The organism is Desulfonatronospira sp. MSAO_Bac3 (assembly GCF_003838035.1).
GTDB classification, from domain to species: Bacteria; Desulfobacterota; Desulfovibrionia; order Desulfovibrionales; family Desulfonatronovibrionaceae; genus Desulfonatronospira; species Desulfonatronospira thiodismutans.
Window position 1 is genome coordinate 1 of record NZ_QYZY01000359.1, and the last position, 1,100, is coordinate 1,100.

At 56.6% G+C, this 1,100-nt stretch carries 1 protein-coding gene and 1 pseudogene; both read left to right on the forward strand.

Features of this window, described 5'->3' with window-relative positions; genetic code table 11:
* The first annotated feature begins 149 nt into the window (after window positions 1–149).
* A complete protein-coding gene (locus D5S03_RS12685) occupies window positions 150–833 on the forward strand; it encodes a DUF5752 family protein (RefSeq protein ID WP_287044280.1) in 684 nt (227 codons plus the stop codon).
* Window positions 830–1,100, forward strand: a pseudogene (locus tag D5S03_RS12690) (glycosyl transferase family 1); the annotation flags it as partial. The gene D5S03_RS12685 and the pseudogene D5S03_RS12690, both read left to right, overlap by 4 nt.

Here is a 1,100-nt window from a genome sequence, read left to right on the forward strand (position 1 = left end):
GGACAGGCACTCCGGGACCCACTTGAGCATCATTTTGTGCTTAAAATATCTCATTTTTTGGGACAAGTGGGTCCCGGAAGAGCCAGTCCCCATGCCACATGCAAAGCGCTAAACAGATACATCCAGACCTTTTCAATAGAGGTGAATCCATGAACATCAGCAATCTATCCCAGCCCGAGCCTTTCGCCCTCAAGGATTGCGCCCTCATCACCATCGCCACCGGACGCAAGGCCCATACCCTGGCCGAACTCGGGGATCACATCAGGGATGTGAATCTCGACAGTGTCTACCACCATTTCTGGGGAGGGCTGCTGGGGGCGCGCTTTGAAGAGCGCGAATTCAACAATGATTTTGCCGTATGGTGCCGCAGGCAGCTGCGGGAACAGGCCCTGGCCGAGCAGCTGGCTGTAATCGATCCGGTGGAACACCGGGATCTGGAGGATCTGCGCCGTGAACTCCTGGAGACCATCGAGGGAAGGCTGGATGAGAGCGAAACAGCGCACTGGCTGCAGGCATTCCGGCCCTTTGAGTTTATCCGTTCTCAGCTGGTCATCTTTGACACCGGAACCCGCCTTGCCCGGCCAGAAGCACTGGCCGAGGTTATCCCCGAACTTTCTACGGGCACCATCTTTTATCACTTCATTGACGCCCGGCGTCGGGTGCCCGGTGGTCTGGATGATTTCAGCTACTGGCTTATGGGTTTTGAGGAGCCGTACTTTGAACTGCGCCGGGGACTGGCCGGGATAGATCCCTTCTTTTCCAGTCTGAGCAGTATACGCGAGGAAATGACCAGGGTCTGTCTGGAATGCCGGGACAGGGGGGATAAATCATGAGCAGCCTTCTTGATGCGTATGCCAAGGTGGCGGGACAGGATGTAGTATCCCATCTGAAACAGCTGGCAGCCCCACTGCGGGGGATGAAGGTGGTCCATGTCAACTCCACCCGCAAAGGGGGAGGGGTGGCCGAAATCCTGGAAAAACTGGTGCCCCTTACCGCTGAACTGGGCCTGGACGTTCGCTGGGAGGTCATAAGCGGCAACGAACAATTTTATCAGTGCACCAAGGCCATGCACAATGCTTTGCAGGGGCTGGCCGCACCAA

Bases quoted from the DNA above. Each gene is read 5' to 3' on its own strand.
- D5S03_RS12685 (WP_287044280.1), top strand. From the start codon at position 150: ATGAACATCAGCAATCTATCCCAGCCCGAGCCTTTCGCCCTCAAGGAT.